This is a genomic window from Salinispora mooreana (assembly GCF_000379065.1).
GTDB classification, from domain to species: Bacteria; Actinomycetota; Actinomycetes; order Mycobacteriales; family Micromonosporaceae; genus Micromonospora; species Micromonospora mooreana.
The window spans coordinates 1,053,805-1,067,387 of sequence record NZ_KB900614.1 but is presented as its reverse complement, the minus strand read 5'-3'; the positions used below and the strand labels follow the sequence as shown (position 1 = coordinate 1,067,387).

Genomic DNA, 13,583 nt, shown 5'->3' with positions numbered 1-13,583 from the left:
CGCCGACCGTCCGGCGTGCCCCTGCCCACCGTCGGTCGTCCGGTTTTGGGCCCTCATGCGTTACCCAGAGTGACGAATCGCACCTGACGGGCAGTCCTGGTGTCCCCGGCCACAGCAGTGCCGGCCGTCGGCTGCCCGGGTCGTCGGCCCCGCACGGTGGCCGGCGTGAGACGATCTGGAGGTGACGGCGACGCTTCTGGATGGCAAGGCGACCGCAGCTCAGATCAAGGACGAGCTGCGGGTCCGCGTGAAGGCTCTGGCGGAACGGGGTGTCACGCCGGGTCTCGGCACGGTCCTGGTCGGCGCTGATCCCGGCTCCCAGGCGTACGTCAACGGCAAGCACCGTGACTGCGCCGAGGTCGGCGTCGCCTCGCTCCGTCGGGAACTTCCGGCCGACGCCACGCAGGAGCAGGTGGACGCCGTACTGGCCGACCTGAACGACGACCCGGCCTGTCACGGCTACATCGTGCAGCTACCGCTCCCCGGCCACCTCGACACCCAGCGAGTGCTGGAGCTGATCGATCCGGACAAGGACGCCGATGGTCTGCACCCGGTGAACCTGGGCCGGCTGGTGCTCGGCTACCCGGGGCCGCTGCCCTGTACCCCGCGCGGGATTGTCGAGCTGCTCCGCCGACACGATGTGGCGCTACGGGGTGCCCGGGTCGTCGTGATCGGCCGGGGTAACACGGTCGGCCGTCCGCTTGGGCTGCTGCTCACCCGGCGCAGCGAGAACGCGACCGTCACCCTGTGCCACACCGGCACCCTCGACCTCGCCGCGCACACCCGGGCCGCGGACATTGTGATCGTCGCGGCCGGTGTGCCGGGACTACTCACCTCCGACATGATCACGCCGGGCGTGGTCGTGGTGGACGTCGGGATCACCCGGGTGATCGGCCCCGATGGTAAGGGCCGCTACACCGGCGACGTCGATCCCGGCGTCGCCGAGGTGGCCGGGGCCCTGGTCCCGATGCCCGGTGGAGTGGGACCGATGACCCGCGCGATGCTGCTGACCAACGTCGTGGAGCGGGCCGAGCGCGGCTGAGGTCCCGCAGCGGCACCGAAGCGCACCCATCGGGGTCATAACCGTCCGCCCCTGACCGGATCGGTGCCAGGATGGCTGATACGGTCCGGAAAAACCGACTGGTATCAGGGAGTGGGACGTCAATGGGTAAGAAGGTCACTGTCGTCGGGGCCGGCTTCTACGGCTCCACCACCGCGCAGCGTCTGGCCGAGTACGACGTCTTCGACACCGTCGTGATCACGGACATCGTGGAGGGTAAGCCGGCCGGTCTCGCCCTGGACCTCAACCAGTCACGGGCCATCGAGGGCTTCGAGACCAAGCTGGTTGGTGTGACCACCGGCCCCAACGGCGAGGGCTACGAGGCCATCGAGGGCTCGGATGTCGTCGTTGTCACCGCCGGCCTGCCGCGCAAGCCGGGCATGAGCCGGATGGACCTGCTGGAGACCAACGCCAAGATCGTCCGGCAGGTCGCCGAGAACGTCGCCAAGTACGCGCCGAACGCCGTCGTGATCGTGGTCTCCAACCCGCTCGACGAGATGACCGCGCTGGCCCAGATCGCCACCCAGTTCCCGCATAACCGGGTGCTCGGGCAGGCCGGCATGCTGGACACCGCCCGGTTCACCAACTTCGTGGCCGAGGCGCTCGGCGTACCGGTGGCGTCGGTGCGAACGCTGACGCTGGGCTCGCACGGGGACACCATGGTCCCGGTGCCGTCACAGAGCAGCGTGGCCGGCAAGCCGCTGCGCGAGGCGATGCCCGCCGAGCAGATCGAGGAGCTGGTGGTCAAGACCCGCAACGGTGGCGCCGAGGTGGTGGCGTTGCTGAAGACCGGCTCGGCCTACTACGCCCCGTCGGCCGCCGCCGCCCGGATGGCGAAGGCCGTCGCCGAGGACTCCGGCGAGGTCATGCCGGTCTGCGCCTGGGTGGACGGGGAGTACGGCATCTCCGGCGTCTACCTCGGGGTAGAGGCGGAGATCGGCGCGCAGGGAGTCCGGCGGGTCGTCGAGACCGACCTGGACGCCGATGAGCTGGCCGCCCTGAAGGAGGCCGCCGAGGCGGTTCGCGCCAAGCAGAGCGACATCGCCAGCATGTGATCACCTCGACGGCAGCGCCCCGTGGTCACCCGGCCGCGGGCGCTGCCGTCGGCTACGCCGAGGGTTCGGTCCCCGGAATGAGGCCGGCTGGGGAGAGCGGGATTGTTTGCAGTACGCTCGTACTGCTTGAGCATGTGTCCCCCGAGAGGAGCGCCGGCCGATGGCGAAGATCAAGGTAAACAACCCGGTCGTAGAGCTCGACGGCGACGAGATGACCCGGATCATCTGGAAGCAGATCCGGGAGCAGTTGATCCTGCCCTACCTCGACGTCGACCTGCGTTACTACGACCTTTCGATCCAGCACCGGGACGAGACCGACGACCAGGTCACCGTCGACGCCGCCAACGCGATCAAGGAGCACGGCGTCGGCGTCAAGTGCGCCACGATCACTCCGGACGAGGCGCGGGTCGAGGAGTTCGGCCTGAAGAAGATGTGGCGGTCGCCGAACGGCACCATCCGCAACATCCTCGGCGGCGTCGTCTTCCGTGAGCCGATCATCATGTCCAACGTGCCGCGTCTGGTGCCCGGTTGGACGAAGCCGATCATCATCGGCCGGCACGCCCACGGCGACCAGTACAAGGCCAGCGACTTCGTCGTCCCCGGGCCGGGCAAGGTCACCATCACCTACACCCCGACCGACGGCACCCAGCCGGTCGAGATGGAGATCGCCAACTTCCCCGGCGGCGGGGTCGCCATGGGCATGTACAACTTCGACGAGTCGATCCGGGACTTCGCCCGGGCCTCCATGCGGTACGGCCTCGACCGTGGCTACCCGGTATACCTGTCGACCAAGAACACCATCCTCAAGGCGTACGACGGCCGGTTCAAGGACATCTTCGCCGAGGTCTACGAGGCTGAGTTCAAGGCCGAGTTCGAGGCGGCCGGCATCAGCTACGAGCACCGGCTGATCGACGACATGGTCGCCGCGGCGCTCAAGTGGGAGGGCGGCTTCGTCTGGGCCTGCAAGAACTACGACGGTGACGTGCAGTCCGACACCGTCGCGCAGGGCTTCGGCTCGCTCGGCCTGATGACGTCCGTGCTGATGACCCCCGACGGCCGCACCGTCGAGGCCGAGGCCGCGCACGGCACCGTCACCCGGCACTACCGGCAGTACCAGAAGGGCGAGAAGACCTCGACCAACCCGATCGCCTCGATCTACGCCTGGACCCGGGGCCTGGCCCACCGGGGCAAGCTGGACGGCACCCCGGCGGTTACCGAGTTCGCCAACACGCTGGAGAAGGTCATCATCGAGACCGTCGAGGGCGGCCAGATGACCAAGGACCTCGCGCTGCTCATCTCGCGGGACGCCCCGTGGCTGACCACCGACGAGTTCATGAACGCGCTGGACGAGAACCTGGCCCGCAAGCTCGCCTGATCTCGACCGGCGGGGCCGCCGACTGCCGGTGGGGCAGTCGGCGGGTGGGGTCGAGCCGGCGGGAGGCGCGACTTTCTCCGGCGCGCCTCGTTGACCCAGATGGACGAGATGCCAGTCGCGTCCAGGAAGGTTGACCGCGGTCGCCCGCGACGTGCGCCGCCCGTCAGCTTTCCCGGCTGTCACGCACAGCCAGCCGTCCCTTCCCAGCGGGGGGCCCTGTCCCGGGCCCCCCGCACCCCGCTTCCGTGCCCCTCTCCCGTGCTCCCGGGCTGATGTCCCGAGCCCCTGGTCGGGTGCCCGGAGCCCTCGCCTCCTTCCACGAGCCGACACGCCCTGTGCCGCCTGCCGTGGAACGGCGCGACCAGGGGACTGGTTACCCGCTCGGGTGGCGGGGTTCGACCCAGCCCGTCTCGGCCAGCTGGTGCAGGACCTCCTGCACCGCCTCCTCCACCGACAGGTCGGTCGTGTCGACCGTCAGCTCGGCGTCGGTCGGCTCCTCGTACGGGTCGTCCACTCCGGTCATCCCGGTCAGCAGGCCCGCGCGGGCGCGCGCGTACAGGCCCTTCCGGTCCCGCTGCTCGCAGACCTCCAGCGGGGTGGAGACGTGGATCAGGAGGAAGCCCGCCCCGGTGGCCAGCGTCATCTTTCGAGCGGCGGCCCGAGCGTGCTCGTAGGGGGCGATCGGGCAGCAGATCGCCACCCCCCGGTGCCGGGCGATCTCGGCAGCCACCCAGCTGATCCGGCGGACGTTCGCGTCCCGGTCGGCCTTGCTGAAGCCGAGCCCAGCGGACAGCTCCCGACGCACGATATCGCCGTCGAGCAGGGTGACCGTCCGTTCGCCCTGCTCCCGTAGGGCATCGGCGAGACCACGGGCGATGGTGGACTTGCCGGAACCGGAGAGGCCGGTCAGGAAGATGACCAAGCCTCGGTAACGGCGGGGTGGGCGGGCGTGTACCAACTCCTTCGCCACCGCCGGAGGAGTGTGCCACTCCGGCAGCGGGAATCCCCGGTCCAGCAGGTCGTCGATCTCGGCCTGGGTCAGCGCCTGCCGCCGGTTACGCGGCGGGATGTCCTCCCGCCACCGCCACTGCCCGTCCCGGTTGTCGTAGGCCAACTCCCGCGGGACCAGCACCCGCAGCCCTGCCCCGGAGAGCATCTCGCCGGTGGAGAGAAGATGGGTCACCCCGTAGGCCGCCGAGACCCGCGCCCGGAGCAGCGCGTCGCTGATCTCCTCACGGCGACGGGGCAGCGGAACGGCGATCAGCGTCGCCGGTGGCATCCGGTCCCGGGCGGCGAAGACGCTGCGCACCAGGGCCTCCGGCGGCAGCTCGCCGCCGTCCTCGCCGATCGGGATCAGCACCAGCAGGTGGGCGCCGAGGGTACGGGTCGCGTGGGCGATCTGGGCGAGTTGCGGCCGGTGCAGCGGCCGGTCGGCGACCACCCCGAGCACCCGGCCGGGTGGCAGTAGCGAGCGGATCTCCGCCGGGGTGCGGCGTAGCCGCTGGAACGGGCCGTGTCCGCCGTCGCCGAGCCGGCGCACCGGACCACCGACCCCCGTCACCCCGTCGCGCACCGGCCAGGCGTCGGTGACCTCCAGCGCGGCCATCGGGGCCCCCTCGCCGTCGGTCAGCACCAACGTGCGGCGGGCCGGATCCCGGACGTCGAGCCGCTCGGCGAGGGCCGCCGGTACCTGGAGCGTCACCGGCACCGACCAGGGAGCGTCGTCGGTGAGCCGGCCCCGCCGGCTCACCGAGACCAGGTCGGCGCGGGTCATGAAGCCGGTCAGCGGGGTGTATGCCCCGATGAGGAGTAGCTCCAGATCGGCCAGTTCACCCGGGCGGGGCGAGTACGCCGGCGCGTCCCGCAGCACCTCGTCGGGCGGCACCCAACCGTTACTCATGAACCCCCCAAATCACTGTTCGGCACTAGTTTCTCAGCCGACCTGGGGATCGGTCGAGTGCCACTCCAGGAGTTGGGGACGCGGCCGGATCTCAGGCAGTGGCCAAGGGGGCCGCGCCGAAGGACACCGCGAACCGTTTACACCAGATTGACACGCTGGTCAGCTCGTCCAGGTCCACCTCGGCCGGGATGTCGTACGCCTGGTCACCGCGGTTGCCCTTGAGTCGGCCCAACTCGACCCAGTGGCCGTCGTCGAACACATGCCACCCGGCTTCGCCGCTCCGGACCGGCTGGTCGGTCAACCACACCCGAAGGTCAGGGCCGTTGGAGGTGGCCAGGCCGACCAGTTCCAGCCGCAGCTCGCCGTCGGCGGTGCGGATGATCCGGGCGGTGCCGCTGGTGTCGTGTTCGTGGGTGATGAACTCGCCGCTGCGGACGATCGTCGGGCCGGTGCCCGGGGTGGCGCCTTCGGCTGATGCGGAGTCGTCGACTGGTGTGGAGTTGGTGGGCGATGAGGGCGCTTCGCTGGCCACGACCGCCAGTTCTTCGTTCACCTCGGTGTCGGTGACCAGTTTCCACGGCTGGAACCAGTAGAGACCGAAGGTGGTGCCGGCGGCGAGAACGGTGACCGCGACCCAGGTGAGCGGGGCGCGCAGCAGTCGTGAAGCCATGCGTCCAGTCTGCCGGCGGGGGGCGGTGGGGGAATTACCGGAGCCTTACGACTGCCGCCCCCTACGGGAATGATCAGGGGCGCGTCGGGTGTCGGTGTCGGGCGGCACCTGCCTAATCTGGGGGCGTGGCACTCATCGCGACCGAGTCGCTGACCAAAACCTACCGGGGTGGGGTCACCGCGCTGGCCGATCTGACCGTCGTGGTCGAGCCCGGCATCGTCGGTCTCGTCGGCGCGAACGGCGCCGGCAAGTCCACCCTGATCAAGATTCTGCTCGGTCTGCTCCCGCCGACCAGTGGGCAGGTCCGGGTCCTCGGCCTGGATCCGACCACCCAGCCCGACCGGGTCCGTGCGCGCGTCGGCTACATGCCCGAGCACGAGGCTCTTCCCCCCGACCTCTCCGCCGCCGAGTTCGTTACCCACCTCGGCCGGATCAGCGGCCTGCCACGGACGGTGGCCCGCGAGCGGGCCAGCGAGGCGCTGCGACACGTCGGGCTCTACGAGGAGCGCTACCGTCCGGTCGGCGGTTACTCGACCGGCATGAAGCAGCGGGTGAAGCTCGCTCAGGCCCTGGTGCACGACCCGGACCTGCTGCTGCTCGACGAGCCGACCAACGGGCTCGACCCGGCCGGGCGGGACGCGATGCTCGCCCTGATCCACCGGATCGGCACCGAGTTCGGCATCTCGGTTCTGGTCTGCTCGCACCTGCTCGGCGAGGTCGAGCGGATCTGTCACACGCTGGTCGCCATCGACGGCGGTCGGCTGCTGCGGGCCGACCGGATCGACGCCATGACCTCGGCCACCGACGTGCTCGCCGTGGAGGTCAGCGAGGGCACCGAGGAACTCGCCGCCCGCCTGGCCGCACTGCGGCTGCCGGTTCGCCGGGAAGGCCGCCTGCTCCTCGTCGAGCTGGCCGATGACGACACCTACGATCAGATCCTCGGCGCGGTTGCTGAGCTGGACCTGCCGCTGCACCGGTTGGACCAGCGTCGCCACCGGGTGGCCGAGCTGTTCGCCACGAGGGAGCCCAGCCATGTCTGAGTCGACCGGAGTCATTCACGACATCGGCTACCAGCGCTACACCGGCCCCCGCCTCGGCCGTGGTCCGGTGTTCGGCGCGCTCTACCTGCACGGGCTGCGCACGGTCTTCGGCTTCGGCCGCAGCGCCAAGGCGAAGATCTTCCCCTGGCTGGTGGTGGGCATCGTGATCGTGGTCGCCGCCGTGGTCGCCGCCGTCCGGAGCCAGATCGGTCAGGTGGTGATCACATATGCGCAGTTCGCCGACACGATGAGCTGGCTGATCATCTTTTTCGTCGCCGTCGCGGCCCCCGAACTGGTCAGTCGAGACCTGCGTAGCGGAGTGCTGCCGCTGTACTTCTCCCGGCCGCTGGCTCGGTCGGACTATCCGCTGGCCAAGCTCCTCTCCCTGGTCACCGCGCTCTGGTTGTTGCTCGGCGGCCCACAGCTGGTGATGTTCCTCGGCGCCGCCTTCACCCTCGAGGAGGGCCCGCGGGGGGTCTGGAACGAGCTGCTCGACCTGCTGCCGGGGCTGCTCTACGCCGGTCTCTGGGCAGCGGTCTTCGGCGCGATCGGTCTGTTGGTCGCCGCGCTGACCGGCAAGCGGGCGTTCGCCGCCGGTGGGATCGTCGCGGTCTTCCTGATGACCACGCCGATCGTCGGCATCCTCGCCATCCTGCCCTCGCAGACAATCAATGAGCTGGCCTTCCTCGCCTCGCCGATGACCATGGTTAACGGCGTGGGCACCTGGGCGCTCGGGGACCTGCTCTTCGAGCGCGGGGAGGGGTTGCCCATCGGTGGGCTCGGCCCGCTCTACGCCTTCGCGGCCGTGCTGCTCGTGGCCGGTTGTGTCGTTCTCCTGTTGGCCCGCTACCGGAAGGTGGCCACCCGATGAGCGTGACCAGTGTGGAACCGAGGTCGGCGCCCGCCCCCACAGGCAGCCGACTGGATCTGGCGGGCGTCTCCCGCTGGTACGGCAACGTGGTCGCCGTCAACGATGTCAGCATGAGCCTGGGGCCGGGGGTCACCGGGCTACTCGGGCCCAACGGCGCGGGTAAGACGACGCTGCTGCACATGATGGCCGGCTTCCTCGCGCCGTCCCGTGGCGCGGTGACCCTGGACGGGACGCCCACCTGGCGCAACCCCGAGGTCTACCGGCGGCTGGGGCTGGTCAGCGAACGGGAGGCCGTGCACACCTTTCTCACCGCGTACGAGTTCGTGCTGGCCAGCGCACGGCTGCACCGGCTGCCGGACCCCTCGGAGGCCGCTCGCCGGGCGATCGCCCTGGTCGAGTTGGAGGGGGCGCAGTCACGCCGGATCGGCACGTACTCCAAGGGCATGCGACAGCGGGCGCGGGTGGCGGCGGCGCTGGTCCACGACCCGCAGGTGCTGCTGCTTGACGAGCCGTTCAACGGGATGGACCCGCGACAGCGGCTGCACATGATGGACCTGCTGCACCGCCTCGGCGGCGCCGGGCGCACCATCCTGTTCAGCTCGCACATCCTGGAGGAGGTCGAGCAGCTCTCCGGCACGGTGCAGGTGATGGTCGCCGGCCGGCTCGCCGCCTCCGGCGACTTCCGGACGATCCGTCGGCTGATGACCAATCGGCCCCACGTCTTCGGGGTCCGGTCCACCGACGACCGGGCGCTCGCCGTGGCGCTGATGGCGGAGCCATCGGTGACCGGCGTGGAGCTGGGCCGGGGCGGGCTGACCGTGCGGGTGAGCGACTACGGCGCCTTCACCCGGGCGCTGCCCAAGGTTGCCCCGGCCCACGGGATCCGGGTGCGGCAGCTCGTGCCCGAGGACGAGTCCCTGGAGAGCGTGTTCTCCTACCTGGTGGAGGCCTGACCATGTCGACTGTTTCCTGGATCACCGCCCGGGGGCTGTTGGGGCGGCGCCGCTTCCTGCTGCTGTTCCCACTACCGGTGCTGCTGGTCCTGCTCGCGGTGCTCTCCCGCGCGCTGGGGGTGGATCCCGGCGCGTGGGGGCCGCCGGTGCTGGTCGGCCTCGGGTTGGCCGTGGTGCTGCCGGTGATCGCGTTGATCGTCGGGACCGGCGTACTCGGCGCGGAGATTGACGACGGCACCGTGGTGCACATCCTCACCAAGCCGTTGCCGCGCTGGCAGATCGTGTTGCCGAAGCTGGCGGTGGCGGCCGGGGTCACCGCGGTCACCGTCGCCGTGCCGCTGTATGTGGCCGGTGTGCTCGCCAGCTCGGTCTGGGTCGGTCTGGCGCTCGCCGCCGCCGCCGCCATCGGCGCGCTGGCCTACTGCGCGCTCTTCCTCGCGCTCAGCCTGGTCACGCGCCGCCCGGTGCTGCTCGGGTTGGTCTACGTGCTGATCTGGGAGGGGCTGCTCGGCAACTTCGTCAGCGGGACGAAGGTGCTCTCCATCCAGCAGTACGTGATCGCACTCGCCGACCGGTTCGCCCCGACCGAGCTGCTCGCCACCGATGTCTCGGTGCCGGTCGCGGCGGTGATGAGCGCGCTGATCACGATCGGTTTCACCGCCCTGGCAGTCGATCGGCTCCGGTCGTTCAGTGTGGCCGGCGACACCAGCTGAGTCAGGTCGGCGGCCCCACCACCGGTGGGATAGCCGGCGGGGTTCACTCCGGGCAGTGCGGGGCTAGGGTGACTCGTCCAACGCTTGGCAGCCGCAGGCGAGGTGGTGCTGCGTGCCGATTCGCTCGCTGCTGAGCCAGCCGCGGTGGCCGTCTCCAGCCTCACCGTCCTTACCGGGGCTTCTGCCTGACCTTGTCCTCCCGCTCAGCTCAGGGAGTCCAGCCACTGGCGGTGCAGCGCGGCGTATCGCCCGTCGCGGTGGACCAGGCGCGCCGGTGGACCGTCCTCGACGATCCGCCCCGACTCCAGCACCACCACCCGGTCGGCGATCTCGACGGTGGAGAGTCGGTGCGCGATCACCAGCGCGGTACGGTCCCGCAGAATGGTGGCCAGGGCCCGCTGGACCGCTCGTTCGGTCGGGACGTCGAGGGCCGAGGTCGCCTCGTCGAGGATCAGCACCGCCGGGTCGGCCAGGAACACCCGAGCGAACGCGACGAGCTGCCGCTGACCGGCCGAGAGCCGGCTACCGCGGCGATGCACCTGGGTGGCGTACCCGTCGGGCAGCGCGGTGATGAACTCGTCCGCGCCGATTGCCTTCGCCGCCGCCGCCACCGCGGCGTCGTCGGCGTCGGGCCGGCCGAAGCGGATGTTCTCCGCGACCGTCCCGCCGAAGAGGTGGGTTTCCTGCGTGACCAGGACGAGCGCCTGCCGTAGGTCGGCGTCGGCGAGGTCCCGCAGGTCCACGCCCCCCATCGAAACGGTGCCCGTGTTCGGGTCGTGGAAACGGGCGAGCAGCTTGGCGATGGTCGACTTGCCGGCGCCGGTCGGTCCGATCAGCGCGACGGTCTGTCCGGCCGGGATGTCCAGATCCAGTCCACGCAGGATCGGGGACTGCGGGTAGTACCCGAAGGAGACCGAGTGGAAGGTCACCGCGCCGCGCCCGGCTTCGGTGGCCGGCAGCGGCACCGGGCGGGCCGGCTCCGGTACCTCAGGCCGCTCGTCCAGCACCCCGGCGAGCTTCTCCAGCGCCGCGGTGGCCGACTGCAGCGAGTTGTAGAACTGGCTCAGTTCCTGCATCGGCTCAAAGAACCGACGCAGGTAGAGCAGGAAGGCGGCGAGCACCCCGACCTCGACGTGGCCGTTGAGGACGCGCCACCCGCCGTAGCAGAGCACTGCGGCGATGGTGACGTTGCCGATCAGCTTGACCCCGGGCGAGTAGGTGGCGATGAGCTGAAACGCATGCAGACTGGCCCGTCGGTAGTCGTCGTTGACCCGGGTGAAGATCCGTTGGTTGCGCGGCTCGCGGCGGAACGCCTGTACCGCCCGGATCCCCCGCAGCGACTCGACGGTATGCACGATAACCAGGGCGATGGTGTCCCGGGTCCACCGATACGCCACGGCCGAGGTGCGGGCGAACCAGCGGGACAGCCAGAACAGGAACGGGAACGCCAGCAGCGTCACGGCGGCCAGCGGAAGGTCCAGCCAGAGCAGGATCGCGGCCACCGACAGGATCGACAGGGCAGCGAGGACCAGGCTGTCGATGCCACCGCCGACCAACTCGCCGATGGAGTCCAGGTCGCTGGTGAGCCGGGAGACCATCCGTCCGGAGGTGTACCGCTCGTGGAAGGTCACCGACAGGCGCAGGAAGTGCCTGTACACCCGGCGTCGGAGGTCAAGGAGCACAGCCTGACCGATCCGGGCGGAGAGGACGAGGAAGCCGCGGCGGGTGATGTACTCGGCGACCGTGGCGACGACGAACGCGGCCGCGATGTACGTCAACGGCCTGGCATCACCGGCCCGCAGCGGCGGAATGGCCCGGTCGATGCCGAGCATCACCAGATATGGTCCGGCCATGCCCGCCACATTCTGGATGAGCAGCAGCACGACGGCGACGGCGAGCTGTCGGCGGTGCGGGTGGATCAGGTTGCGCAGCAGCACTCGGCTGCGGGCGCGCAGCCGGGCCACCGCCGCCGGATCGGTGGCCTCGGCCCGGCTGCGGTCGGCGTCCGGGTCAACCGCGATGCCGCGCCAGTTCTCCCGGGCCGGCCGTGGTCGTGGCACGGGGGCGGCCGACCGCGGGTCACCGCCCCGATTGTCGCCGTCGGTCACGAGCGCACCAGGCCGTTGGGGGTCGGATGGCCCGCCGGTGGGCCCGGTTCGGCCGAGAGCAGGGCACGGTACGCCGGCACCGTGGTGAGTAGGTCGGAGTGGCGGCCCAGCGCGGTGATCCGGCCGGCCTCCAGCAGGGCGACCCGGTCGGCGAGTGCGATCGTGGCCGGTCGGTGCACCACGACCAGGGTTGTCGTGTCGGGTAGGGCCTGTCGTAGCGCCGTCTCGACGAGCGCCTCGGTGTGCACGTCGAGGGCGGACAGGGGGTCGTCGAGCAGGAGCAGGGCGGGGCGGCTGAGCACCGTCCGGGCGAGCGCGAGCCGTTGCCGCTGCCCGCCGGAGAGGGACAGGCCCTGCTCGCCGACCCGAGTCGCCAACCCCCACGGCAGGTCGTAGGCGAAGGTGGCCTGCGCCAGCGTGAGCGCGGCCCGGACCTCCTCGTCAGCGGCGTCGGGCCGGCCCAGGGTCACGTTCTCCCACACCGACATGGAGAAGAGCGTCGGCTCCTCGAAGGCCACCCCGACCAGCCGGCGCAGCGTCGTCAGCTTCAGGCACCGCACGTCGTACCCGTCGATGGTGATGTGGCCGCCGGTCACGTCGTGCAGCCGGGGTACCAGGGACAGCAGGGTGCTCTTGCCGGAGCCGGTCGCGCCGACCAGTGCCACCGTCTCGCCTGGCTCGATGGTGAGGTCAACGTCGCGCAGCACGGGTGCGCGGGCACCCGGGTACCGGAACGAGACACCTGCGAACCGCAACCGACCGAGGATCTGGGCGCGGGGTGGGGCGGCGGCGTCGGGAGCGTCCAGGATCGCGGGCGGGGTGTCCAGGACCTCCCGGATCCGGTCGGCCGCGGTGGCCGCCTCCTGCCCGCCCGCGATGATCCACCCCAGGCCCTGCACCGGCCAGATCAGCAGGAGCTGGAGGCTGACGAAGGCCACCAGCTCGCCGATGGTGAGCGTGCCGGCGGCGGCGGCGCCCGCCCCGGCGATGAGGACGACGCCCAGGGTCAGGTTCGGCACCAGGTCGAGCCGGGCGGAGGTGTCGGCGAGCAGCCGTCCCTTGCCGACCGCGGTGTCGTGTAGCGCTTGGGAGCTGACGGCGAATCGCGCGGCCAGCTCCGGCCCCCGCCCGTACGCCTTCGCCGTGCGTAGCCCCTGCGCGGTCTCCTCAACCAGCGTGGCCAGGTCGCCCTGCTGGTCCTGCATCCGCCGGGAGGCGGCGTGGTACGCGCGGGCGAACCGCCGCGCGAGGAGGAACAGCGGGATGGCGCTGACTGCCACGGCCAGGCCCAGCACGGGGTGCAGCCGGATCAGCAGCGCCACCACCACGGTGTACGTGACCAGGTTCAGGGCGAGGAAGAGCAGGCCGAAGGAGAGGAACCGACGGATCGCCGAAAGGTCGGTGGTGATCCGGGAGAGGAGCTGACCGGACTGCCACCGGTCGTGAAAGCTGGCCGGCAATCGTTGCAGGTGGGCGTAGATGTCGGCCCGGATGGCCGTCTCGATCCCCAGCGAGGAGGAGGACTGCACCCAGCGGCGGATGAAGATCAGCACCGCTTCGGCGAGCCCGAAGAGCAGCGCCAGGCCGGCGAGGCGGAACAGCCCGGCCGGATCCTGCCGGGCGACCGGGCCGTCCACCACCCGCTGGGCCACCAGCGGTACGGCGATCCCCGCCGCCATGGCGGCCAGGCCGGCGAGGAAGAGCCAGGCGAACTCCGGCGCATATGGGCGCAGGTAGTGCCGCAGCCGCCAGAGGCTGTCGAACGGATGTCGGCCCGTGGTGGGGCCCGGATCGCCGTCAACCTCCGCGGGCACTACCCGACGTTACGTCCTTTAGGA

General features: G+C 70.7%; 11 protein-coding genes. 7 read left to right on the top strand and 4 right to left on the bottom strand.

Going from position 1 to position 13,583, the window contains the following annotated elements; genetic code table 11:
- Positions 1-181 precede the first annotated feature (181 nt).
- The 3 genes from SALPAC6_RS0105035 (at position 182) to SALPAC6_RS0105025 (ending at position 3,490) form a co-directional block, all read left to right on the top strand.
- Positions 182-1,042, top strand: coding sequence for a bifunctional methylenetetrahydrofolate dehydrogenase/methenyltetrahydrofolate cyclohydrolase (locus tag SALPAC6_RS0105035; protein ID WP_018252355.1), 861 nt, complete (start codon positions 182-184; stop codon positions 1,040-1,042).
- Positions 1,043-1,164: 122 nt separating this feature from the next.
- Positions 1,165-2,115 carry a malate dehydrogenase gene (locus tag SALPAC6_RS0105030; protein ID WP_018252354.1) on the top strand — a complete coding sequence of 317 codons (951 nt, stop codon included), beginning with the start codon at positions 1,165-1,167 and terminating at the stop codon, positions 2,113-2,115.
- Between the two features lie 160 nt (positions 2,116-2,275).
- Positions 2,276-3,490 carry an NADP-dependent isocitrate dehydrogenase gene (locus tag SALPAC6_RS0105025; protein ID WP_018252353.1) on the top strand — a complete coding sequence of 405 codons (1,215 nt, stop codon included), beginning with the start codon at positions 2,276-2,278 and terminating at the stop codon, positions 3,488-3,490.
- 373 nt (positions 3,491-3,863) lie between these two features.
- Here the strand turns inward: SALPAC6_RS0105025 and cysC are convergent, their stop codons facing one another.
- Complete coding sequence (gene cysC / locus SALPAC6_RS0105020) at positions 3,864-5,390, bottom strand: adenylyl-sulfate kinase (protein ID WP_018252352.1); 1,527 nt, start codon at positions 5,388-5,390, stop codon at positions 3,864-3,866.
- Positions 5,391-5,481: 91 nt separating this feature from the next.
- Complete coding sequence (locus tag SALPAC6_RS0105015; RefSeq protein WP_018252351.1) at positions 5,482-6,060, bottom strand: DM13 domain-containing protein; 579 nt, start codon at positions 6,058-6,060, stop codon at positions 5,482-5,484.
- Positions 6,061-6,185: 125 nt separating this feature from the next.
- On the opposite strand from SALPAC6_RS0105015, the gene SALPAC6_RS0105010 reads away from it, so the two are divergent.
- From SALPAC6_RS0105010 to SALPAC6_RS0104995, 4 genes are read left to right on the top strand one after another with little or no spacing between them, the layout of a single operon-like run.
- Positions 6,186-7,100 carry an ABC transporter ATP-binding protein gene (locus SALPAC6_RS0105010; RefSeq protein ID WP_018252350.1) on the top strand — a complete coding sequence of 305 codons (915 nt, stop codon included), beginning with the start codon at positions 6,186-6,188 and terminating at the stop codon, positions 7,098-7,100.
- On the top strand, positions 7,093-7,971 hold the full coding sequence (locus SALPAC6_RS0105005) for an ABC transporter permease (RefSeq protein WP_018252349.1): 879 nt from the start codon (positions 7,093-7,095) through the stop codon (positions 7,969-7,971). Before SALPAC6_RS0105010 ends, SALPAC6_RS0105005 begins: the two co-directional genes overlap by 8 nt.
- Entirely contained in the window at positions 7,968-8,924 is a 957-nt protein-coding gene (locus SALPAC6_RS0105000) for an ABC transporter ATP-binding protein (RefSeq protein ID WP_018252348.1), read from the top strand. Before SALPAC6_RS0105005 ends, SALPAC6_RS0105000 begins: the two co-directional genes overlap by 4 nt.
- 2 nt (positions 8,925-8,926) lie before the next feature.
- A complete protein-coding gene (locus tag SALPAC6_RS0104995) occupies positions 8,927-9,637 on the top strand; it encodes an ABC transporter permease subunit (RefSeq protein ID WP_018252347.1) in 711 nt (236 codons plus the stop codon).
- A gap of 203 nt (positions 9,638-9,840) precedes the next feature.
- On the opposite strand, the gene SALPAC6_RS0104990 is transcribed toward SALPAC6_RS0104995, so the two are convergent.
- Both SALPAC6_RS0104990 and SALPAC6_RS0104985 read right to left on the bottom strand, forming a co-directional pair.
- Entirely contained in the window at positions 9,841-11,745 is a 1,905-nt protein-coding gene (locus SALPAC6_RS0104990) for an ABC transporter ATP-binding protein (protein ID WP_018252346.1), read from the bottom strand.
- Complete coding sequence (locus tag SALPAC6_RS0104985; protein WP_018252345.1) at positions 11,742-13,559, bottom strand: ABC transporter ATP-binding protein; 1,818 nt, start codon at positions 13,557-13,559, stop codon at positions 11,742-11,744. The genes SALPAC6_RS0104990 and SALPAC6_RS0104985 overlap by 4 nt, the downstream gene beginning before the upstream one ends.
- Between the last annotated feature and the right edge of the window lie 24 nt (positions 13,560-13,583).